The organism is Burkholderia aenigmatica (assembly GCF_902499175.1).
Taxonomy (GTDB): domain Bacteria; phylum Pseudomonadota; class Gammaproteobacteria; order Burkholderiales; family Burkholderiaceae; genus Burkholderia; species Burkholderia aenigmatica.
The window spans coordinates 34,799-58,794 of record NZ_CABVQC010000010.1; the positions used below are offsets into that span (position 1 = coordinate 34,799).

Here is a 23,996-nt window from a genome sequence, read left to right on the forward strand (position 1 = left end):
CCGCGCGGGTATTCCACCCGCCGGCCGGGAGCCGAGATGATCCGACGAACCCGTTCGCACCCCGATGCACCGCCGCTGCCGACCCTGCGCTATGTCAAATGGCGCTGGCTGCATTTCCGCCGCGCGTGGACCGACACGCGCGCCGACCGTATTCCGAGCTGGTCGCGCCTTTACGTGCGCACTTACCTGCATCTGCTCGGCCTCGTGCTGCTGACCGCGCTCGTGCCGGCGCTCGCGCTGTGCGTCGAATTGTCGCCGCAGGTCGTGTGGCATGCGTTCGACTCGCTGCCCGGCGACATCTGGATCGTGCTCGTGTTCGTATTCGCCGCGCCCGCGCTGGCGGCGTACCGGTGGATGCGGCCGGTGTGGTCGGATCTCGTGATGGTGCGCGAGCGCGCGATCGATTTCACGGGCGGGCGCTTCAACACCCGCGCGCGCGAATCGCACAGCGTGATCATCGGCCCGCTCGCGCGGACGCTGAATGCGCTCGCGATACGCATGGAACGGCTGATCGCCGCGCAGCGCGATCTGACCAACGGTATCTCGCACGAGCTGCGCACACCGCTCGCGCGCGTGCGTTTCGCGCTCGAAATGCTGCGCGAGCCGGGTTCCGCGGCCGAATATCAGGCGGCGCTCGAAAGCATCGCGCAGGACGTGACCGAGCTCGAGGAACTGATCGACATGAGCCTCACGTTTGCACGGCTCGAATACAGCTCGCTGCAGTCGAACCTCGAGATGACGGCCCCCGTCGCGTGGTTCGAGCATCAGGTCAACGATGCGCAACTGCTGTATCCGGAACGGGCGATCGACGCGCACATCGCGATCGCGTCGGACCTGCGCGTGAAGATGGACCGGCGGCTGATGTCGTACGCGATGCGCAACCTGTTGCGCAACGCGAGCAAGTACGCGAAATCGCGGATCATCGTCGGGATCTCGCTCGTGCACGGCAACATCGGGATCTTCGTCGAGGACGACGGCCCCGGCGTGCCGGAAAGCGAGCGCGAGCGCATCTTCGACGCATTCGTGCGCCTCGACCGCCGCACCGGCGGCTATGGCCTCGGCCTGTCGATCACGCGGCAGGTACTGCATGCGCACAACGGCCGGATCGCAGTCGTCGATCCGGTCGAGCTGGGCGGCGCGCGCTTCGAGATCAGCTGGCCGGTCTAGCGATACGCCGCACGCGCCCCAACCGTCGACAGCAGCAACCGCACGACAGCACACAGCCGCGCGCGCCGGATTCGGGCGCGTCGCCGGCCTTTCCCGCCGTACCGTTCCCGTATCGATGCCTTCCCGCCGCGCCGTCGCATGACGATTCGTTTGCAGCGCGTGCGCGCTTTGCATTACGATTGCAATTGCAACTATATGGGCGGGCCAGTCCGTGCAGGCGGAGGCGGGCGGCCCGCGACGCAGCAGAGAAGCCGGGGCCGCCATGATGGCTGCCCCCTTGTTCATGCATTCCTGTCCGGGTCATACATCATGCGGCTTTTGAATATCGTGTCATCTCCTCGCGGCGCCAGGTCGGCTTCGATCGCGGTCGCCAATGCCTTTGTCGATGCGTACCGGGAGACGGGCGCAACGATCGACGTCGATACGCTGAATGTCTGGGAAGAAGACTTGCCGGATTTTGGCAGCGACGCGATCGGCGCCAAGTACAAGGGCGTCGCAAACGCGCCGATGGATGAGGCGGAACAGTCGATCTGGCGGCGCATCCAGTCGCTCGTGAAGCGCTTTCAGGAAGCGGACCGGATCGTCGTCGGCGTGCCGATGTGGAATTTCGGCTATCCGTACAAGCTCAAGCAACTGATCGATCTCGTCAGCCAGCGGAACATGCTGTTTACGTTCGACGGCAACGCCTACGCGCCGCTGCTGGAGATTCCGCGCGCGCTGGTCATCCATGTGCGCGGACAGAGCCAGGACGCCGGCGCGGGCGCCGACAATCCCGGGTTCCGGCATCAGGCCGACTACATCGAATTCTGGTTGAGGTTCATTGGCGTGAGCGAGGTCAGAAGCCTGACCGTCGAACACACGTGGGGGGCGCGGGCCAGCGACAGCCTCGAGCGGGCGCAAGCCCGGGCGGTCGCGATGGCCGCGGCGTTCTGATCCGGGCGCGCGGCGCGACGGATGGGCGGATGCCGCCGAAGCGGCATCCGCATACGCTCATCAATACGTGCGGCCGAGCTGCAGGTAGAAGTTGCGGCGGCCGCCGGGCGCGAGCGCCACGCCGATGTAGACGGGCCCGAACGCGGTCGACAGGCTCGTGAAGAACGTATAGCTCTGCTTGAGGGCGCCGCCGCCGATCTGCTGGCCGCTCGACCAGACGTTGCCGACCTCCGCGCTGGCGCCCACCGACAGCGCCTTGATCGGCGACGCGTTGAACGTCATCAACTGGTTCATGTAGGTCACCTGCGCGTACGCGAGCTCGTTGCCGTTCAACTGGTCGGCCGCATACGCGGACAGATGCTGGAAGCCCCCGAGCGTGAAGTTGAACGCGTTGATCAGGTTGGTGCCGCCGATGCTCTTGCCGCCTTCGATCGTCGCGCTGACGCTGTGCCGGCCGAACTGCTGCGCCACCATCGCCTTGCCGTAGATCTCGGTGTAGGGCGCGTTGTTGATGCTGTCGTCGAACGCCTGCGCCGAGCCCCCGTTGCGCGACACCAGCGAGCGCTCGATGCGCAGCTCGGTGAAATAGCCCTTGCGCGGGAACAGCGGATCGTCGAGCTGGTCGATGACGAGCCGCGCGCGCGCGATCAGCGCCTGCGACGTGAAGCTTGGCCACAGCAGCGTCTGGCCGCTGCCGTCGTCGAACGGCAGGTTGTAGGTCGGCGAGCCATGCCCGGTGACGTAACCGATACCGATCCGGAAATCGCCGAGCCGCGCGATCGGCAGGCCGAGATCGAGCCCGGCGCGCGTCGTCTGCATCAGGTACTGGTTCAGTTTCACGTTGCCGCTGTCGTCATACAGGTTCGCGTAGCGGCGCTGGTATTCCGCGTACGGCGACAGATAGACGCCATAGGCCATCGACAGCGGCTGGCGGAACTCGATGCGCGCCGATTGCAGGTCGCTGCCGATCGTCGTGTCCGCGCGGAATTCGAGCCCCGAATCGGTGAGCCACGGCCGCCGGTAGCCGACGTGCAGGCGGAAACCGCCCTCATCGGTCGAACTGCTCGACATGCCGAGCCCGAACAGCAGGAAATTCGGCCCCCAGTATTTCTCGCGCGCGTTGATTTCGAGCACGTTGTCGTCGCCGTGGCTCACGATCTGCTGCGTGACGCTTTCGAAGTTGCCGCCCGTCGTCAGCCCGAGCAGGTCCTGGCTGACTTCCTGCGGATCGTAGATGTCGCCGGGCTTCACGTGCAATGCGTTGCTGACGACCCGCTTCGGCACGCCGCCGCTCGTCTGGATCTCGATGCGCGTGATCCGGATCGGCGGCGGCAGCGGCTGCGCGTGGGCCGACCGGTACGCCGCGTACTGTTCCGGCGTGAGCGCGAAGCGCTGCAGTTTCGGCAGCGCCGCGGTCGCGGCGGCCGCGCCGGCGGCGATCGCCTGCTTCGCGTTCTGGAAATCGGTGAACGCGAGCGAGCCGAGGTCCGGCGTGAGCAGCACGTCCTGCGCGTCGAGCTGCTTGCGCTGCGCGGTCACGTTCTGGCGGATCAGGATGCCGACCATCTGCTGCATCACGTCGGCGGGCGATGCGAGCGCATCGAGCGGGCGCAGTTGCGAGCCGATGTCCACCGCGATCACGACGTTCGCGCCCATCTGCCGCGCGGTGTCGACGGGCAGGTTGCTGACGAGCCCGCCGTCCACGAGCGCGCGCCCGTTGATCTCGGCGGGCGCGAACAGGCCCGGCATCGCCATGCTCGCGCGGATCGCGAGCGGCAGCGAGCCGTGGTCGAGCACCACCATCTGGCCCGTCTGCAGGTCGGTCGCGACCGCGCGGTACGGGATCGGCAGGCGGTCGAACGGCTGGTTGGTCGGCACGGCGGCCGTCCAGTTCGCGAGCAGCGCCTGCAGCCGGTTGCCCTGGACGAGACCGACCGGCGCCTTCACGCCGTTCTTGCCGAAGCCGAGCGTCAGCCCGTTGATGTACAGGCGTTCGTCTTCCCGGCTGGTTTGCGGCAGGTCCGCGCGGTCCGTCACGTCGAACGCGATGTCCGCGAGGTTGACCTCCGACAGCCGCTTCTGCATCTCGCCGGCAGCCATGCCGCTCGCGTACAGGCCACCCACCACGGCGCCCATGCTGGTGCCCGCGATGCAGTCGATCGGGATGCGGTTGTCCTCCAGGACCTTCAGGACCCCGAGATGTGCGTAGCCGCGCGCGCCGCCGCCGGACAGCACGAGACCGATCGACGGCCGGCCGGCCGGGCCGCCGTCGGCCTCGCAGGTGTGCCCGGATGCGGCGGGCGTGGCAGCCGGCGCGCTGGCGGCGCTGGCCTGGGCGGCGGCGGATTCGGCGGCCGGCAGCGGTTGTGCTGCGACCGTGCAGCACCAGAAGGCGACGAGCGTCGTGCAAAGCGGGCGCACCCGCGCCCAGCGGAAGGAAACGGTCGCTGTCATGGTGGAAATACCTGGCGTGATCGGGCGTCTGAGGCCTGCCGGGAGCAGGCAAGACCGAGAGATTACCGTGTTTTACAGACACCATGCGAGAGGCTGTTGCGTAGCGGGATGCGTCCTGACCGGCATTTTTGACAATTTCGTCGCGAAATAATCATCGGAATTGCCTAAAGTATCGGAACGATTTGCCGCTAAGGCCTTGATGGGGCTGCATGAACGCACTGCGGAAATGCGGCGCGGCTGTCCTGGTTCGTTCGCTTACAAAGGTTTGATATGTCGACACCGCTGTTCGGAAAGTTGTTTGCGCAACCCGTTGCGATCGACCCTGGAACGGCGAGTACGCGGATTTATACGCACGAACGCGGCGTGGTGCTGAACCAGCCGTCGGTCGTCTGCTTCCGCAAGGCCGGCGCGACCGACGCGCGGCCGACGCTCGAGGCCGTCGGCGAGCTCGCGAAGGCGCTGCTCGGCCGCGAACCGGGGCATCTCGAAGCCGTGCGGCCGATGCGGCACGGCGTGATCGCCGATGCGCACGCGGCCGAGCAGATGATTCGCAGCTTCATCGACATGTCGCGCACGCGTTCGCGCTTCGGTCGCCGCGTGGAAGTCACGCTGTGCGTGCCGTCCGACGCGACCCCCGTCGAGCGCCGCGCGCTCCGCGAGGCCGCGTTCGCGGCGGGTGTATCGGAGGTCGAACTGATCGAGGAATCGCTGGCGGCCGGGCTCGGCGCAGGCCTGCCGGTGACCGAGCCGGTCGGCTCGATGGTCGTCGATATCGGCGGCGGGACGACCGAGGTCGCGGTGATCGCGCTTGGCGGCATCGTCTATCGCGAGGCGATTCGCGTCGGCGGCAACCAGTTCGACGCGGCGATCGTCAACCACGTCCGCAACCTGTATGGCGTGCTGCTCGGCGAGCAGACGGCCGAGCATGTGAAGAAGACGATCGGTTCGGCTACCAGGGCGGTGCCGCGCACCTCGACGCGCGCGGTCGGGCGCAGCATCGGCGACGGCCTGCCGCGCTCGATCGAGCTGTCCAACCACGATGTGGCGGACGCGCTGGCCGCGCCGCTCAAGCAGGTGATCGGCGCGGTGAAGTCGGTGCTGGAAAATGCGCCGGCCGAGCTCGTGACCGACATCGCGCATCGCGGCGTGGTGCTGACGGGCGGCGGCGCGCTGCTCGCGGATCTCGAACGCCTGCTGTACGACGAGACGGGGCTCGTCGCCCGGATCGCCGACGAGCCGGCCACCTGTGCGGTGCGCGGCGCCGGCGAGGCGATGGGGCGGCTCGCGATGTGCCCGGTCGACTGATTCGGGCCGTGCCGGGCCGTGCATCGCGGCGCGGCCATTCATCTTCTTTCGATCTCCGTATTGCCTGCCCGCTTCGCCGGGCACGCTGTTCCGGGCGACCTGCCGGAAGGCCGGCTGCCGCCCGGCATCGGTCCGTCGCGTGGACACCCGAACGCGCACCGTGCTAGCGTTACGCGCCCGTCCGGGGCCGGGCAAGCCGATCCGCCCGACGACCTGAGAGACCGAAAACCTTGAAAAACCACACCAAACGGGGCTTGTTTGCCCGAGCAGGCCGCCTGCTGGCCGTCATCGCGTGCCTCTGGGTTGCCGCGGCCATCGCGCTCGTCGCGTACGGGATGCGGATGCCGAGCGAGCCGGCCGATGTCGCGGTGATTTTCGGCAACGCGCTTGACGAGACCGGCGCGCCGAAGCCCGTGCTCGCCGCCAGGCTCGACGTCGGCGTGCGCTGCTACCGCACCGGGCAGTGCCCGGCGTTCCTCGTCAGCGGCGCGATCGACGGCCCCGGGCTGAACGAGGCGAACGCGATGCGCGACTATCTCGTGGCGCGTGGCGTGCCGGCCGACCGGATCGCCGTCGACGACCAGGGCGACAACACGTTGGCAACTGCGCAGCACACGCTCGCGTACCTGCACGCGCACCGCGTGTCGCGCGTGCTGATCGTGAGCCAGTATTACCACCTCGCGCGGGTGCGTCTCGCGTTCGAGCGCGTCGGCATTGCACGGGGGAACATCTCGGCCGCGTATCCGGGCCGTTTCCAGTTGCGCGATATCTATTCGAGCTGGCGCGAAGTGCCGGCCTACGCGGTGTATTCGGTGCGGTTGTGGGTGAATCCCGATGCGAAGCCTGTCTCGTTCCGGCCGATGCTTTATCTGATGAGTCTGTTTTCGTAACGCGATGCGGTTTTTTGATCGACGTGCTCGGATAAATGCCGGAAATTTTTTGATTTAGTCTGATGAATGCCTGGGGATTATTTTGTTCCGATACTTCCCGGGTGTGAAGATATTGCGCTGCAAAAACAAGAATGATAATCAATTTTATATCGGTGTTTTCGCAGGGCAATTAATTACATTGGTTTTTGGGAAGATTTAAATTGGCTGACAAGGGGTATAAGAAATTACCTGTTTGAAATGTGCCGATAAGTAAAAAATGCACGCCCGCCAAGCCCCGGCCCGACGGGGAAAAGATCGACTGGAAAAGCCTGTTTTTTTGAACTAGCCTTGTCTGACAAAAAGCAGGGCGGTAATCAAATCAACCAGAAAGTCGCTGCAGAAAAACAGGGGCCATCGACATGTCATTCGACTAGTTTCGCGCCTGCCTTCCGGGGCAATTCACGATTCGTCCATGAATAAGCCGACGTCGCATCGCGACAGCCGGCGCGGATGCTTTTGTCCGCCGATTTTCTGCTGCCGGCCGTTCGATTTCACGGTAATGCCAATTCCAATAACGAGGGAAAGCATGAATCTTGCGCGTTCATACAAAGCCGGCGAGCCGTTTCCGAGATTGCTGTTGCCGACAGGTGTGTTCCTGGCGCTGTCCGGCGCCGGTATCGTGCCCGCCTATGCGGGCTGCGTCGCGGCGGGCACGACTGTGAGCTGCTCCGGCGCCGCGAACCCGCTTGCGCCGAGCTACTCGAACAGCGCAAACAACATCAACGCGACCGTCAACCCCGGCGGTAGCGTCGGCGTGCTGCTCGGCGTCGGCGGCACCGCGATGTCGCTGACCGGTAGCGGCGTCACGCTGACCAACAACGGCACGATCGATCCGTCGGTGCTCGGCACCGGGCTCGGCGTGCTGTCGAGCGGCACGGTGGTCGGCAACTCGGCGGCGAGCGTAACCAACGTGACCAACAACGGCACGATGAACGGCTCGACCGGCATGGCGATCAGCGGTGTAACGGGCATGGCGCTGGCGGTCCAGAACGGCACGGGCGGCACGACGACGATCAACAACACCGGCTCGATCGGCTCGACGCCGCTGGTCGGTGCGACGCTCGTCGGCGCGGACGCGCCCGTGGTCGCCGCGTACGGCGGTGCCGCGGTCAACATGACGAACAGCGGGACGATCACCGGCCGCGTGTCGCTCGGTTCGAACGGCACGCCCGGCGCGGGCAACACGTTCGTCAACTCCGGCACGATCAACGGCGGCGTGTCGATGGGCGCGAACAGTACGAATACCTTCACCGCGGTGACGGGCTCGTCGGTCAACTCGGCGGGCGGCACTGGCGGCGCGTTCAACATCACGGTCGGCCCGGTGACGCTCGGTGTCGCGACGACGGGCACGGTCGACGGCGGCGCGGGCGGCAACAACACGCTCGTGCTGCAGCAGGGCGCCGCTGCGAACGGCACGATCGCGGTCAACAACTACATCAACTTCAATCACCTGAACGTCGCGACCGGAAACTGGACGATCAACGGCGCATCGAACGTGCAGGATGCGACCTTGTCGGGCGGCGTCGCGATCATCGGCAACGACGCATCGCTCGGCACGGGCACCATCACGGCTACCGGCGGCACGCTGCAGGCGGGAGCGGCCGGGCTCAACGTCAGCAACAACGTGGCCCTCGGCGCGGGCGGCCTGACGGTGCAGGGCTCGACCGGGCTCACGCTGTCGGGCGCGGTGGCGGGCGGCGGCGCGCTGACGAAGAACGATGGCGGCACGCTGACGCTGTCGGGCGCGAGCACCTACACGGGCGGCACGAACCTGAACGCCGGTGGCCTTGTGGTCGGCAACAACGCGGCGCTCGGCACCGGTGCGTTGAACGTCAACGGCTCGGCCACGCTCGATACGAGCGCGAACACCACGCTCAACAACACGGTCAATCTCGCGACTGGCACGACACTGACGGTTGGCGGCAGCAACAATCTCGGGCTGGCCGGTTCCATCAACGGCACCGGCGGCCTCGTGAAGAATGGCGCGGCGACGCTGACGCTGACCGGCGCGAACACGTACACCGGCAACACGACGATCAACAGCGGCACGCTGGCGCTCGGCGCGGGCGGCAGCCTCGCGGCGACCGGCACGGTGAACCTGAGCGGCGTGGGCGCGACGTTCGACATGAGCAATGCATCGGGCACGCAGACGATCGGCGCGCTGGCCGGCGCGGCCGGGACGAACGTGAACCTCGGCGGCAATTCGCTGACGCTGGACGGCACCGGCAATACGACGTACGCGGGCACGATAGGCGGCTCGGGCGGCGTCACGCTTGCGGGCACCGGCACGCAGACGCTGTCCGGCGCGAACGTGTACACGGGCGGCACGAACCTGAACGGCGGCAGCCTCGTGGTCGGCAGCAATACGGCGCTCGGCAGTGGCGCGCTCAACGTCAACGGCCCGTCGTCGCTCGATGCGACCACCAACGTGTCGCTCGCGAACAATGTCAACGTCGCCACCGGCACGACGCTGACACTCGGCGGCAGCACCAATCTCGGCCTGGGCGGCACGGTCTCGGGCGGCGGCGGTCTCGTGAAGAACGGCGCGGCGACCGTGACGCTGTCCGGCGCGAACAACTACGCAGGCGGCACGACGCTGAATGCCGGCGGCCTCGTGCTCGGCAACAACTCAGCGCTCGGCACGGGCGCGCTGACCGTCGGCGGCGCGGCGATGCTCGATACGACCACGAGCCTGTCGGTCAACAACGGAGTCAACCTCGCCACCGGTTCGACGCTGACACTCGGCGGCAGCAACGCGCTCACGCTGAACGGCGGCATCACCGGCGCAGGCGGTCTCGTGAAGGACGGCGCGGCGACGACGACGTTGACGGCCGCGAACACCTACACGGGCGGCACGACGATCAATGCGGGCACACTGGCGCTCGGCGCGGGCGGCAGCCTTGCGGCGACGGGTGGGGTGAACCTGGCCGGCGCGGGCGCGGCGCTCGACCTGAGTGCCGCCACGAGCGCGCAATCGATCGGCGCGCTGTCGGGTGTCGCGGGGACGAACGTGAGCCTCGGCGCGAATGCGCTGACGCTCGGCGGCACCGCGAGCGGCACCTTCAGCGGTGCGATCGGCGGCAGTGGCAGCCTGACGCTGGCCGGCACCGGCACGCAGACGCTGAACGGCGCGAGCACCTACTCGGGCGGCACGAACCTGAACACCGGCAGCAGCGTGGTGCTCGGCAACAATACGGCGCTCGGCACGGGCGGGCTGAACGTCGCAGGCACGGCAACGCTCGACACGAACGCGAGCCTGTCGGTCGCCAACGCGGTCAATCTTGCGAACGGTTCGACGCTGACGCTAGGCGGCAGCAATGCGCTCGCACTGAACGGCGGCATTTCCGGCGCGGGCGGTCTCGTGAAGAACGGCCCGGCGACCACGACGCTGACGGGCGTGAACACGTACACGGGCGGCACGACGATCAACGCGGGCACGCTGGCGGTGGGCGCGGGCGGCAGCCTGGCGGCGACGGGCGCGGTGAACCTCGCCAACGCGGGCGCGGCGCTCGACCTGAGCACCGCGACGAGTGCCCAGACGGTCGGTGCGCTGTCGGGTGTCACGGGGACGATCGTCAACCTGGGCGGCAACGGGCTGACGCTGGGCGGGACGGCCAGCGGCACCTTCAGTGGCGTGATCGGTGGGGCGGGCAGCCTGACGCTGGCCGGCACCGGCACGCAGACACTGACGGGCGCGAACGTCTATACGGGCGGCACGAACCTGAACAGCGGCGGCCTGGTGCTCGGCAACAGCGGGGCGCTCGGCGGTGGCGCGCTGAACGTCGGCGGCGCGGCGACGCTCGATACGAGCGCGAGCCTGTCGGTCAACAACGCGGTCAACCTCGCCACCGGTGCGACGCTGACGCTCGGCGGCAGCAACGCCCTCACGCTGAACGGCGGCATCACCGGCGCAGGCGGTCTCGTGAAGGATGGCGCGGCGACGACCACGCTGACGAGTGCGGCCAACTACACGGGCGGCACGACGATCAACGCGGGCACGCTGGCGCTCGGTGCCGGCGGCAGCCTGGCGGCGACGGGCGCGGTGAACGTGGCCGGCGCGGGCGCGACGCTCGACCTGAGCGGCGCGACGGGCGCGCAGACGATCGGCGCACTGAGCGGCGTTGCCGGCTCGGCCGTGAACCTCGGCGGTAACGGGCTGACGTTGAGCGGGACCGCCAGCGGCAATTTCGGCGGGACGATCGGCGGCACCGGCGGCCTGACCGTGGCCGGCACGGGCACGCAGACGCTGTCCGGCGCGAACACGTACACGGGCGGCACGACGATCAACGGCGGCAGCACGCTGGCGCTCGGCGCAGGCGGCAGCCTCGCGTCGACCGGTACGGTGAATCTCGCCGGTGCGGGCGCGACGTTCAACCTGGGTGGCGCATCCGGCGGGCAGACGCTCGGCGCGTTGACCGGGGTGGCCGGCACGAACGTGAACCTCGGCGCGAACGCGCTGACGTTGAGCGGCAGCACCAACGGCACGTTCGGCGGCGTGATCGGTGGCACGGGCAGTGTGACGTTCGCGGGCACCGGCACGCAGACGCTGACGGGCGCGAACACGTACACGGGCGGTACGACGGTCGGCGCCGGCGGGACGCTGGCGCTCGGTGCGGGCGGCAGCCTGGCCGCAACGGGCGCGGTGAATCTCGCAGGTGCAGGCGCGACATTCAACCTGAGCGGCGCATCGGGCGCGCAGTCGATCGGCGCGTTGAACGGTGCGGCCGGGACGAACGTGAACCTCGGCGGCAACGGGCTGACGCTGAGTGGAACCGCCAGCGGCACGTTCGGCGGCGCGATCGGCGGTACCGGTGGCGTGACGTTCGCAGGCACCGGCACGCAAACACTGACGGGCGCGAACACCTACACCGGCGGCACGACGATCAACGGCGGCAGCACGCTGGCGCTCGGCGCGGGCGGCAGCCTCGCATCGGGCAGTGCGGTGAATCTGGCCGGCACGGGCGCGACGTTCAACCTCAGCGGCGCGTCGGGCGCGCAGACGCTCGGCACGCTGAGCGGCATCGCCGGCACGAACGTGAATCTCGGCGCGAATGCGCTGACGCTGAACGGCAGCGCCAACGGCACGTTCGGTGGGGCGATCGGCGGCACCGGTGGTGTGACATTCGCGGGCACCGGCACGCAGACGCTGACGGGCGCGAACACGTACACGGGGGGCACGACGATCAACGGCGGCAGCACGTTGGCACTGGTGGCGGGCGGCAGCCTCGCGTCGGGCGGCGCAGTGAATCTTGCGGGCACGGGCGCGACGTTCAACCTGAGCGGCGCATCGGGCGCACTGACGATCGGCGCGTTGAACGGCGCGGCCGGGACGAACGTGAACCTCGGTGCGAATGCGCTGACGTTGAGCGGGACTGCTAGCGGTACGTTTGGCGGTGCGATCGGCGGCACCGGCGGTGTAACGTTTGCGGGTACCGGCACGCAGACGCTGACGGGTGCGAACGCCTACACGGGCGGCACGACGATCGATGCCGGCAGTACGCTCGCGCTCGGCTCGGGCGGCAGCCTCGCGTCGGGCAGTGCGGTGAATCTCGCCGGCGTGGGGGCGACGTTCAATCTGAGCGGTGCGACGGGTGCGCAGACACTCGGCACGCTGAGCGGTGTCACTGGCACGAACGTGAATCTGGGTGCGAATGCGCTGACGCTGAACGGCAGCACCAACGGCACGTTCGGTGGCGTGCTCGGAGGTACCGGCGGCGTGACGTTCGCGGGCACCGGCACGCAGACGCTGACGGGCGCGAACACTTACACCGGTGGCACGACGATCAACGGTGGCAGTACGTTGGCGCTGGGTGCGGGCGGCAGCCTCGCATCGGGCAGCGCGGTGAATCTGGCCGGCACGGGCGCGACGTTCAACCTCAGCGGCGCGTCGGGCGCGCAGACGCTTGGTGCGCTGACCGGCGCGGCCGGCACGAACGTGAACCTGGGCGCGAATGCGCTGACGTTGAACGGCAGCGGCAACAACACGTTCGGCGGGACGATCGGCGGCACGGGCAGTGTGACGTTCGCGGGCACCGGCACGCAGACGCTGACGGGCGCGAACGCTTACACGGGTGGCACGACGATCAACGGCGGCAGCACGTTGGCGCTGGGGGCAGGCGGCAGCCTCGCATCGGGCAGCGCGGTGAATCTGGCCGGCACGGGCGCAACGTTCAACCTGGGCGGTGCATCGGGCGCACAGGCACTCGGCGCGTTGAACGGCGCGGCCGGCACGAACGTGAATCTCGGCGCGAACGCGCTGACCTTGAGCGGAACCGCCAGCGGCACGTTCGGCGGTGCGATCGGCGGCACGGGTGGCGTGACGTTCGCGGGCACCGGCACGCAGACGCTGACGGGCGCGAACACCTACGCCGGCGGCACGACGATCGGCACCGGCAGCACGCTGGCGCTGGGCGCGGGCGGCAGCCTCGCATCGGGTAGCGCGGTGAATCTCGCCGGCGCGGGCGCGACGTTCAACCTGAGCGGCGCGACGGGCGCACAGACCCTCGGCGCATTGAACGGCGCGGCGGGCACGAACGTGAACCTCGGCGCGAATGCGCTGACGCTGAACGGCAGTAGCAACGGCACGTTCGGCGGTGCGATCGGCGGCACGGGTGGCGTGACGTTCGCGGGCACCGGCACGCAGACGCTGACGGGCGCGAACACCTACACCGGCGGCACGACGATCAACGGCGGCAGCACGCTGGCGCTCGGCGCAGGCGGCAGCCTCGCGTCGGGCAGCGCAGTGAACCTCGCCGGCTCGGGTGCAACGTTCAACGTGAGTGGCGCGACGGGCGCGCAGACGATCGGCGCGTTGAACGGCGCGGCCGGCACGACCGTCAACCTCGGCACGAACGCGCTGACCTTGAACGGTAGTGGCAGCGCAGCGTTCGGCGGGACGATCGGCGGGTCGGGCGGCGTGACGGTTGCCGGCAGCGGCACACAGACACTGACGGGTGCCAACACCTACACGGGCGGCACGACCATCAACGGCGGCAGCACGCTGGCACTCGGCGCGGGCGGCAGCCTGGCATCGGGCAGCGCAGTGAATCTCGCGGGCACGGGGGCGACGTTCGACGTGAGCGGCGCGACGGGCGCGCAGACGATCGGCACGTTGAACGGCGCGGCCGGCGCGAGCGTCAATCTCGGCGCCAATGCGCTGACGTTGAACGGTAGCGGCAACGGCAACGGCAGCTTCGGCGGGACGATCGGCGGGGCGGGCGGCGTGACGATCGCCGGCACCGGTATTCAGACGCTGACGGGGGCGAACACCTACACGGGCGGCACGACGATCGCGGCCGGTGGCGCGCTGCAACTCGGCAACGGCGGCACGTCGGGCAGCGTCGCCGGCAATGTCGTCGACAACGGCGCGCTGATCGTCAATCAATCCGGCAACGTGACGATGGCAAGCGTGCTGTCCGGTGCGGGTTCGCTGACGCAGGCCGGCAGCGGGCAACTGACGTTGACGGGCACCAGCACGCTGAGCGGCCCGACCACGGTCAGCGCGGGCACGCTCGCCGTCAATGGTTCGCTCGGCCAGTCGACCGTGACCGTGCAGAACGGTGCGACGGTCACGGGCACCGGCACGATCGGCGGCCTCGTGGTGCAGGGCGGCGCGACGGCGGCCGCGCCGCAGCCTGGCGCGGCGCTGAACGTGGGCGGCAACGTCACGTTCCAGCCGGGCTCGACCTTCCAGGTCGCGGCCTCGCCGCAGCAAAGCGGCAGCCTCGCGGCGGGCGGCACGGCGACGCTGAACGGCGGTACCGTGCAGGTGCTCGCGAACCAGAGCGGCTACCAGCCGAGCACGACCTACACGATCGTGACCGCGGCGTCGGGCGTGCAGGGCGCGTTCAGCCAGGTGAATGCGAACTACGCGTTCCTCGCGCCGACGCTCAGCTACGACCCGAATCACGTGTACCTGCGGCTGGTCGAGAACGGCACGTCGCTGCCCGACGTCGCGACGACGCCCAACCAGCGCTCGGTCGCGACCGCGCTCGGCGGGCTCGGCGCCGGCAATCCGCTGTACGACGCGGTGCTGACGACCGACGTGGCCACCGCACGCCGCGCCTACGGGCTGCTCGACGGCGAACTGCAGGCGAGCCTGAAGAGCATGCTGCTGCTCGACAGCCGCTATGTGCGCGACGCGGTGACCGATCGCGTCCGTCAGGGCCTCGCGCCCGGATCGGGCCCGCTCGCCGCGCTGTCGTCGGGTGGTGCAGCCTTGTGCGGCGACAACACGGGCGGCGCGGTCGACCCGACGGTGCCGCCGGAGCGCCGGATCGGCTCGCGCGAGGGCTGCTACGGCGGCACGCCTTACCAGCCGGTCGTCTGGGGGCAGGCGTTCGGCGGCCGCAGCCGGCTCACCGGCGACGGCAACGCGTCGACGATCAACCGCAGCATGACCGGCTTCATCGCCGGTGCCGACATGGCGCTCAACGACAAGTGGCGGGCGGGTCTGGCCGCGGGTGTCACGCACAGCTCGCTCGACAACGACCAGAGTTCGTCGGCGTCGGTGAACAGCTACTACCTGTCGCTGTACGGCGGCGCGCAGTACGGTGCGCTCGGTGTGCGCGGCGGCGCGTCGTACACGTGGTACCGGATCAACAGCGACCGTTCCCCGGGCTTCGCGGGCTTCTCCGATCACGACTCGGCCGGCTACGACGCGAATTCGGCGCAGGTGTTCGGCGAAGTCGGCTACGCGCTGCCGGTCGGGCCGGTGGCGATCGAACCGTTCGCGGGCCTCGCGTATGTGAACCTGCATACCGACGGTTATTCGGAAACCGGTGGCGCGGCCGCGCTGCGTGCCGGCGGCGAGACGACCCACGTCGGCTTCTCGACGCTCGGTTTGCGCGCGGCGTCGCAGCTCGGCGCGATCGCGAGCGGCACGTTCACCGCGCGCGGAACGGTCGGCTGGCGGCATGCGTTCGGCAACGTGCGGCCGTCGTCGGCGTTCACGTTCGCGAACGGCGGTACGTCGTTCCAGGTATCGGGCGTGCCGATTGCTCGCGACAGCGCCGTCCTCGAGGCCGGCATCGACGCGAACATCACGAAGCGCCTGACGCTCGGCGTCACGTACAGCGGCCAGTACGGCAGCGGCGTGCGCGACAACGCCATCCTCGGCAACATCCTGTGGAAGTTCTGACCGACGCCTGACGTGCCTGCGCGATGCCCCGCGGCGACGACCCCGTCGCAGGGCATCGCGTCTTTTTCGTCGCTGCGCACGTCCCCCGTTCTGTCCTATCCTGTGCGAAACACGCGACGCGCCGCGCGTTGCGACCCGACACAGGAGCATCGATGCCGAATCACGCTGAAGCCACGACGACCCAGGCGCCGCAAGCCGCGCCTGTTGCCCCGACCGCAGCGTCGGTCCCCGCATTCATCGCGCCCGAAGCCGATCCGCAGGCACTGGCGCGCAACAACCAGTACGTCCTGAAATCCGGTGACGCGTTCGTGGTCAGCGACGCGCTCGGCGACATCGGCGGTCACGACGACGGCCTGTTCGTCGACGACATGCGCGTGCTGTCGAAGTGGCGCCTGACTTTCGGCGGCCGCGCGCCGTCGCTGCTGTCGGGCGCGACGAGCGCCGACAACGCATCGTTCACCGCGCACCTGACGAACCGCCCGCTGCCGCCGCTCGGCGGCCACGAAACGCCGGAAGGGGTGATCCACATCGAGCGGATGCGCGTGCTCGCGGGCGACGTGCTTTACGAGGCGCTGACGCTGACGAACTACGGCGCGAGCGAAGCCGAGGTGCCGCTGTCGCTGTCGTTCGCGGCCGATTTCAAGGACATGTTCGAGGTGCGCGGCACGCAGCGCCCGAAGCGCGGCACGGTCGTTGCGCCGCGCGTCGACGCGGGCGCGGTGCGGCTGCGCTACGACGGCCTCGACAGTGTCGAGCGCAACGTAACCGTGCATTTTTCGCCGGCGCCCGACGCGCTGTCGGTCGATCGTGCCGATTACACGCTGACGATCGCCGCACAGGCCTGCGTGTCGATCTACCTGACCGTCGATGCGACGCTCGGTCCGGTGCATGCGGAAGCACCGGGGTGTGGCCGTGTCGCGCTGCGCACCGCGCTCGTCGGCGTGCACCGCGAAATGCGCGCGCGACGCGAATCGATGGCGCGCGTGAACACCGGCAATCCGCTGTTCGACGCGTGGCTCGACCGTTCGCTCGCGGATCTCGGGTTGCTCACGACACAGCTCGACACGGGGCCGTACCCGTATGCGGGCATTCCGTGGTTCTCCACGCCGTTCGGCCGCGATGCGGTGATCACGTCGCTGCAGATGCTGTGGCTGCAGCCGTCGCTCGCGCGCGGCGTGCTGCGGTTCCTGGCCGAGCACCAGGCGCGCGAGACGTCCGCATTCCGCGACGCGGAGCCCGGCAAGATCATGCACGAGTTCCGCCGCAGCGAGATGGCCGCGACGGGCGAGGTGCCGTTCGCGCTGTACTACGGCGGTGTCGATACGACGCCGCTGTTCATCGTGCTCGCGGGCGCGTATGTCGAACGCACCGGCGACGATGCGCTGATCGACGAGCTGTGGCCCGCGCTCGAGCGTGCCGCGCAATGGGTGATCGACAAGTGCGACCGCAATCCTTACGGACTGCTCGATTATCAGCGCACGTCGGAGCGCGGCCTCGCGAACCAGGGCTGGAAGGACAGCCACGATTCGGTGTTCCACGCGGACGGCCGCTTCCCGGACGGGCCGATCGCGCTCGTCGAAGTGCAGGCGTATGCGTGCGCGGCGCTCGATGCGATGTCGATGTGCTCGCACCGGCGCGGCCACGCGGCCGACGCCACGCGCTACGCATTGCGCGCGAAGACGCTGCGCGAGCAGGTCGATGCACTGTTCTGGATGCCGGAAGGCGATTTCTACGGCATCGCGCTCGACGGTCATGGCGACCTGTGCCGCGTGTTCGCATCGAACGCGGGCCACCTGCTCGCGTTCGGGCTGCCCGATGCCGAGCGCGGTGCGGCGGTCGCCGGTGTGCTCGGCTCGGCACTGTTCCAGACGGGCTGGGGTATCCGCACGCTCGCGGCCGGCCAGCCGCGTTTCAACCCGATGGCGTATCACAACGGCTCGGTATGGCCGCACGACAATGCGCTGATCGCGCGCGGACTGGCGCGCTACGGCGACAAGACGGCCGCGGTGAACCTGCTGCGCGCGCTGTTCGAGGCGGCGGTGAGCTTCGAGATGCGCCTGCCCGAGCTGTTCTGCGGGTTCCCGCGCCGGCGCGGCGAACCGCCGACCGCGTATCCGGTCGCCTGCCTGCCGCAAGCGTGGGCGGCCGGTGCGCCGTTCATGATGCTGCAGGCCTGCCTCGGCGTGAGCATCGATGCGTCGCGCCACGAGGTGCGGGTCGAGCGCCCGGCGCTGCCGGAAGGCGTCGACTGGCTGCGGATCGACGCGCTGCGCGTCGGCGACGAAACCGTGTCGCTCACCTTCCGCCGCGTCGACGGCCAGGTTGTCGCATCGGCGGAGCAGCCGGGCCGCGTGAAGGTGGTCGCGGTGCTGTAACGTGGTGCTGCGCGAGCGTTGCGCGATGTCGCGCCACGTTCGCGCGCAGCGGCATAGAATCGTGACATGACCCTTGAACGATGGCGGAGGTAGACGATGACGACCGACAACCGGCCCGACGACAGCGAGCACAAGCTCGAGAATCTGGAAGCGGCGGTCGACCACCTGCACAAGTCGATCGAATCGCGGAGCATCGCGGTCGGCGCGGCGAAGGGGATCCTGTTCAGCCTGATCGAAACGCTTGGCGCGCTGATCGGCGATCCCGACCTGCCCGAGCATGCGCGCTCGGGCTACGAGGCGCTGCGCGACAAGGCGAGCGAATTGCGCGGCGGGCTTGACCGGCATTGATGCGCGGATGGCGCCGGCGCTTGCCGCACGGGCTGCGCCGGTGCTGCCCGATTCTGCAGAAGAAGCACAAAACCCCGTGCGCTCAATGAGTTAGGCGGCTGATGCGCAGGATATCCACAAGCTTGCCAACACAATCTGTGGAGAACCGGCCGGCCTCCGGCCGGGTGCGCGGCGCGGGCCGGGCGAAAGCGCGTGCGCTGCCACACGGTTGACCGTGTAAGGTTCGTGTATTGAATCCCCTTTTGTATCAGGGTGTTACGCGTCGCATTGAAATGATATCCACAGGTTTGCCAACATATTCTGTGGATAACTCGCAATCGATTGCGTCGTGACAGTTGAGGATCGGGCGCGCCGGAGGCCGGCGTGCGAAGCCCGTGCACACGGGCTGCCCGATGTCTGCGTCGGTGCGCTAATTCGTGCGCGATCAAGGGCTTAGATCCCGGGTACCCAGGATATCCACATCCTTGCCAACACTTTCTGTGGACAAGCAGGGCCGTGTCATTCGGCCTGCGCAGTCTCGGCCGCTTCGGCCACGATCCAGTCGCGAAAGAGCGTCATGGCCGGTGTGAGCGGCTTCGACTTCAGCGAGGTGAGCCAGTAGCCGCCGGCGCACACGTCGATGTCGAGCGGCCGCGCGAGCAGGCCGAGCTGCAGTTCGCGCTCGAACATGCGCGCCGGCGCGAGCGCGACGCCCGCGCCCTGCATCGCGGCCTCGACCATCAGCCGCGACGAATCGAACACGGGACCGTTGACCGCCCACGGCGCGAGCTGCGCGGCCTCGAACCAGCCGAGCCATTCGTCGGTGCGGTAGGAGCGCAGCAGCGTTTCGTTCGCGAGATCGGCCGGCTGCGCGAGGCGCCGCGCGATATCCGGCGCGCACAGCGCGGTGAGCGGCGCGTCGAGCAGGCGCTCGTTGCGCGTCGTCGGCCAGTTGCCTTCCCCGAAACGAATCGCGAAGTCGAGGCCCTCGGCGGCGAGATCGACGACGTTGTTGTTGGTTCGCAGCCGCAACTCGACAAATGGGTGCGTATCGCCGAACTGCTTCAAGCGCGGCATTAGCCAGCCTATGGCAAAGGTGCCGACGACACCGAGCGTCAACACCTCGTGGAAGCGCCCGCCGTCGAACTGCTTGAGCACCGTCTCGATGCGGCTGAACGCGTCGCTGAGCACCGGCAGCAGCGCGCGCCCCTCGTCGGTGAGCCCGAGGCCGCGCGGCAGCCGTATGAACAGCGTGCAGCCGAGCCGCTCCTCGAGCGAACGCACCTGCTGGCTGACCGCGGCCTGGGTCACGCTCAGCTCGAGGCCGGCGCGCGTGAAGTTCAGGTGGCGCGCCGACGATTCGAACGCGCGCAGCGCATTGAGCGGAAGATGAGGGCGGAGCTTAGTCATAAGAATTTCTATCGTCAGCGCTCAATTATCGTTGCTTGTCAGGTAACCGTAAAGTGTCGATAGTGCTGTCTCGCCGGCCGGGCGTTTTTACCACCTTTTCGCCTTCATTCCACCACAAGACAACCGACATGACCCATTCACCGAAACGTCGAACCCTGTTGCTGGCTGCCGCGACGGCGCCGCTCGTTTTGACCGCCACCGCGTGCGCGGCGCAGCAGACCGCCGCACCGGACCCGGCGAGCGAGGCCACCGCGGCGGCCGCGGCGGCCACGGCCGCCTGGCTCGATGCGGAGATGTACGAGGCGCTGGCTGCGCTCGAACGCGACGCGGGCGGCCGTCTCGGGGTGTGCGCGATCGATACCGCGAGCGGCCGGCGCGCGGAGCATCGCGTCAACGAGCGCTTCCCGTTCTGCAGCACGTTCAAGGCGATGCTGAGTGCGGCGGTGCTCGCGCAGAGCGTCGACCGTCCGGCATTGCTGCAACAGCGCGTGACGTACGCAAAGGCCGACCTCGTCAACTATTCGCCGGTGACGGAGAAGCATATCGATGCGGGCATGACGGTCGCCGCGCTGTGCGAGGCCGCGATTCAGTACAGCGACAACTCGGCCGCGAACCTGCTGATGAAGCTGATCGGCGGCCCGTCGGCCGTGACCGCCTACGCGCGCTCGATCGGCGACGATGCGTTCCGGCTCGATCGATGGGAGACCGAACTGAATACCGCGCTGCCGGGCGACCTGCGCGACACGACGACGCCCGCCGCGATGGCCGCGAGCATGCGCGTGCTGATGGTCGGCGAAGCACTGCCGGCCGCGCAGCGTGCGCAGCTCGTCACGTGGATGCGCGGCAACAAGGTCGGTGACAAGCGGATTCGTGCCGGCGTGCCGGCCGGGTGGAAGGTCGGCGACAAGACGGGCACTGGCGACTACGGGACGACGAACGACGCGGGCGTCATCTGGCCGACGTCGAGCGCGCCGATCGTGCTGGTCGTGTACTACACGCAGGCGCGTGCCGATGCGAAGGCGAAGGACGACGTGATTGCCGGGGTCGCGCGCATCGTGGCCAAGGCGTTCGGTTGAGCAGGGCGGCGCGGCGTGCGTGACGAGATCCGCATGCACGCCGTGACTCTGTCGTGACCGGCGCATCGAAACGTTGTGCGATCAACGACTTAGGTCACGCATGCTCAGGATATCCACATGCTTGCCAACAAAAATTGTGGACAAGCTCGTGCGCGGCCGCATTCGGCGCGGCGCGGGCCGCCGTGCCGCGTTTGAAGCGGCGCGGACAAAGTCTTTCGGATCAAGCGCTTGCCTGCGGTATGCGCAGGCTATCCACACGCTTGCCAACAAAATCTGTGGACAAGCCGGTTCGCACGCGCGGAAGGCGCAACGTCACGTGGCGAACGGGTGTGTGAGCAACACTTTCCCGGCCGCATGCCGCATTTGAAGCGGCGCGGACAAAGTCTTTCGGATCAAGTGCTTGCCCGGGGTATGCGCAGGCTATCCACATGCTTGCCAACACAATCTGTGGACAAGCCACGCGGCCGCGATGGCGGCGGTCAGAGCTGCCGATCGTCGACGGTGGGCCAGCGCGCGAACGCGAACACCCACAACATGATGAAGTTCAGGACCGGGACGAACATCGTCAGGATCCACCAGCCTGAATGCCCGGTACGCCGCACGATGCGGACATACGGATAGATGACGACGGCGACGAGCACGAGTGAGACGACCCACTGCAACGCGGTGAAGTGTTCCATGGTCTTCCTCGGAGTGATGTGTCGTGGTGCGGCACCGGCGGAACGGCCGGGCCGTTGAGCCGTCGCGCGCAGCCGGCGATGCGCGGCCGCGTGCGGCTCGCGTGATCTTGACGCGTGACGGTCGCGAGCGTCAAGGCGACGGTGGTGCGCTGCTGTTGCGCGGGATCGTCCGCCTGCGCGCCCGCCCGGGCCGCATGTTGCCGCAACCGTGACGCCGCGCATGAACCGTAGCTCGATCAACGGGTTAGCGCAGGCTTGCGCAGGATATCCACAAGCTTGCCAACAAAATCTGTGGGTAAGTGGCGCCGCGCATGGCGGGCACGTGTGCGCCGACTGCGGCGTGCATCGTCGTGGCGTCGTGACGCGAACTGCGGCGACGCGGTGTCCGTGACGGCCACCAACGGGGCCTCGTCTGCATCACGCGTGCCAAAGTCCATCGGATCAAGGGCTTAGCGTTGCGGTGCGCAGGATATCCACAAGCTTGCCAACATTTTCTGTGGAGAAGTCCGGGTGCGCGAGCGACGCGCAACACCCCTGCGAATGCCACGCGTTGCCTCGCTTCGAGCGTGCACTCACGCAGTGCAGATACCCGCCACGCCGACTTTCTGGAACAGGTGCGGGCTCGCGACCGCGGACGACGGATAGGCCGACAGCTTGGCGACGAACTCCGGATGCGTGAAGGCCGCGCGAAACGCTTCGGTCGATTCCCAGATCGCGTAGTTCAGGTAAGTCGGACTGTCGCCGAGCGCGCGATGCAGCTGGGTCGAGATGAATCCCGGCTGCCGCTTCATGAATTCGGCATCGTCCTTCCATACGGCGAGAAAGTCCGCTTCGTCGTCGGCGGCCAACGTGAACACGTTGACGAGGACGACCGGTTCCGCGTCGATCGCGATCTGTTGCTGGATCGGAAAGGCCGGATCCATCGGCTTGAAATGAGGCATGGGAACTCCTTCGGGTGAGGGGGATTCGGCGCATCACGTCGGCGCATCGGCGCCATGCGCGCTGGACATCGCCGACAGGACGCGGATCGCCGCATCCAGGTCAGCCGAACTGAAGTCGCCGGCGATGTCGCGGACATGCTGTTGCCACTGCTCGACCACGGCCTGATAGGCCGCCTCGCCGCGAGGCGTCAGCGCGTACAAAGGCGAGCGCTTGTGTGCCGGGTTGGGCCGCGATTGCACCAGCCCTTCGTCGGTCAGCACGTTGATCTGTTTCAGCACGGCCTGCCGCGTGATGCCCATCGCGTCGGCGATCTGCGGGATGTTCGGGGTTTCCGGCGCCAGCGAGATGGCGCCCAGCACCTGCCAGCGCGCACTGGTCAGGCCGTGCGGCCCGGCAAAAGTGTTGCCCCATTCGATCAGCAGGCCGTTCAACCGGAATACGGACAGCGCGACGGCGGTCAACTTCGCGGACTTCGTCATGTTCGAGATGCGTGATGAATTGACAACTACTTTACGTAATGGACAACTGGTTGTCAATGTGGGGAATAAAAGTCCCTGAACGAGAGCGGGTAGGTAAACTGGCGACGCGATCCGGCACCGGTAACAAGTACCGCGATGTGCCGCGCCGGATGGCAGGCCGACAATAAAGAACCTGGAGAGAAATCAGTGAGAACGATCTGGAAAACGATCGCCGTGCCGTTGGTGGCGCTGGCATGCGGCACGCTTGCGCATGCGTGCATCCCGGCCAGGTACGAGACCGGGTACTTCGGCAAGACCGAACGCATGAAAGACGAACTGCGCGACAAGGTGATCGACGACATCCGCGCCAATCACTACACGATCATCGAATCGAAAATCGGCTTGCTGTTCTTCCCGATCGTCAGGAAGGGCGACGGGGTCTACCTGGGCGCTGACCGGATCGCGACGGGGAGCGATTCGTTCTGGTACCTCGGGAATGGCTATTACCAGCTGAACGGTCAGCTCTATTTCATGGGTGAACATGTTGGCGCGTATCCGCTCAACGGTACCGTGATCGTTCACACCGAGGATCGGACCCGGCAAAGGCCGGACGACTATCCCAAGGGCCGCCTGTTTTGCGTCGTGAGGGAGCACGCCAGCATCCTCGAAACGTCGACCGGCCTGCAGGTCGAGCGGATCGTCACCGACAACTGATCCGGGCGCGGCGCCGCCCCCGGCTGGCGCATTTGCCGCGCACCACCGACAAACCCTTTCCGATCAATGGCTTGATGCCGTTAATGG

At 67.9% G+C, this 23,996-nt stretch carries 14 protein-coding genes; 9 read left to right on the forward strand and 5 right to left on the reverse strand.

All coding sequences use genetic code 11. The features are described from left to right. Window positions 1-36 precede the first annotated feature (36 nt). Together BDO18943_RS09675 and BDO18943_RS09680 are read left to right on the forward strand one after the other, a co-directional pair. Complete coding sequence (locus tag BDO18943_RS09675) at window positions 37-1,167, forward strand: ATP-binding protein (protein WP_043180132.1); 1,131 nt, start codon at window positions 37-39, stop codon at window positions 1,165-1,167. A 309-nt stretch (window positions 1,168-1,476) separates the two neighbouring features. Next, the gene (locus BDO18943_RS09680; protein WP_175022181.1) at window positions 1,477-2,100 is read left to right on the forward strand and encodes an FMN-dependent NADH-azoreductase; all 624 of its coding nucleotides are present in this window, start codon (window positions 1,477-1,479) and stop codon (window positions 2,098-2,100) included. Between the two features lie 60 nt (window positions 2,101-2,160). Here BDO18943_RS09680 and BDO18943_RS09685 read toward each other — a convergent pair whose 3' ends face one another. After that, window positions 2,161-4,554 (reverse strand): patatin-like phospholipase family protein, encoded by a 2,394-nt coding sequence (locus tag BDO18943_RS09685; RefSeq protein ID WP_175022099.1) that lies wholly within the window; start codon window positions 4,552-4,554, stop codon window positions 2,161-2,163. Between the two features lie 270 nt (window positions 4,555-4,824). Here BDO18943_RS09685 and mreB point away from each other — a divergent pair, with 270 nt between their 5' ends. From mreB to BDO18943_RS09710, 5 genes are all read left to right on the forward strand, one after another. After that, window positions 4,825-5,859 carry a rod shape-determining protein gene (gene mreB, locus BDO18943_RS09690; RefSeq protein WP_175022100.1) on the forward strand — a complete coding sequence of 345 codons (1,035 nt, stop codon included), beginning with the start codon at window positions 4,825-4,827 and terminating at the stop codon, window positions 5,857-5,859. 230 nt (window positions 5,860-6,089) lie between these two features. Continuing rightward, on the forward strand, window positions 6,090-6,749 hold the full coding sequence (locus tag BDO18943_RS09695) for a YdcF family protein (RefSeq protein ID WP_175022101.1): 660 nt from the start codon (window positions 6,090-6,092) through the stop codon (window positions 6,747-6,749). Between the two features lie 565 nt (window positions 6,750-7,314). Further along, window positions 7,315-15,927, forward strand: a complete 8,613-nt coding sequence (locus tag BDO18943_RS09700; protein ID WP_175022102.1) for an autotransporter-associated beta strand repeat-containing protein — start codon at window positions 7,315-7,317, stop codon at window positions 15,925-15,927. Between the two features lie 152 nt (window positions 15,928-16,079). Further along, the gene (locus tag BDO18943_RS09705) at window positions 16,080-18,302 is read left to right on the forward strand and encodes an amylo-alpha-1,6-glucosidase (protein ID WP_175022103.1); all 2,223 of its coding nucleotides are present in this window, start codon (window positions 16,080-16,082) and stop codon (window positions 18,300-18,302) included. A gap of 96 nt (window positions 18,303-18,398) precedes the next feature. After that, a complete protein-coding gene (locus BDO18943_RS09710) occupies window positions 18,399-18,650 on the forward strand; it encodes a hypothetical protein (protein WP_175022104.1) in 252 nt (83 codons plus the stop codon). A 498-nt stretch (window positions 18,651-19,148) separates the two neighbouring features. Here the strand turns inward: BDO18943_RS09710 and penR are convergent, their stop codons facing one another. Beyond that, window positions 19,149-20,039 carry a beta-lactamase transcriptional regulator PenR gene (gene penR / locus BDO18943_RS09715; RefSeq protein ID WP_175022105.1) on the reverse strand — a complete coding sequence of 297 codons (891 nt, stop codon included), beginning with the start codon at window positions 20,037-20,039 and terminating at the stop codon, window positions 19,149-19,151. A 128-nt stretch (window positions 20,040-20,167) separates the two neighbouring features. Between penR and blaPEN-bcc the strand changes: the two genes are divergently transcribed. Beyond that, the gene (blaPEN-bcc, locus tag BDO18943_RS09720; protein ID WP_175022106.1) at window positions 20,168-21,115 is read left to right on the forward strand and encodes a PEN family class A beta-lactamase, Bcc-type; all 948 of its coding nucleotides are present in this window, start codon (window positions 20,168-20,170) and stop codon (window positions 21,113-21,115) included. A gap of 479 nt (window positions 21,116-21,594) precedes the next feature. Here blaPEN-bcc and BDO18943_RS09725 read toward each other — a convergent pair whose 3' ends face one another. From BDO18943_RS09725 to BDO18943_RS09735, 3 genes are all read right to left on the reverse strand, one after another. Next, window positions 21,595-21,795 (reverse strand): DUF805 domain-containing protein, encoded by a 201-nt coding sequence (locus BDO18943_RS09725; protein ID WP_175022107.1) that lies wholly within the window; start codon window positions 21,793-21,795, stop codon window positions 21,595-21,597. A gap of 572 nt (window positions 21,796-22,367) precedes the next feature. Then, entirely contained in the window at window positions 22,368-22,736 is a 369-nt protein-coding gene (locus BDO18943_RS09730; RefSeq protein WP_175022108.1) for an antibiotic biosynthesis monooxygenase family protein, read from the reverse strand. Window positions 22,737-22,769: 33 nt separating this feature from the next. Continuing rightward, on the reverse strand, window positions 22,770-23,216 hold the full coding sequence (locus BDO18943_RS09735; protein ID WP_043180100.1) for a MarR family winged helix-turn-helix transcriptional regulator: 447 nt from the start codon (window positions 23,214-23,216) through the stop codon (window positions 22,770-22,772). Window positions 23,217-23,351: 135 nt separating this feature from the next. On the opposite strand from BDO18943_RS09735, the gene BDO18943_RS09740 reads away from it, so the two are divergent. Continuing rightward, complete coding sequence (locus BDO18943_RS09740; RefSeq protein WP_175022109.1) at window positions 23,352-23,909, forward strand: hypothetical protein; 558 nt, start codon at window positions 23,352-23,354, stop codon at window positions 23,907-23,909. Window positions 23,910-23,996: the final 87 nt, after the last annotated feature.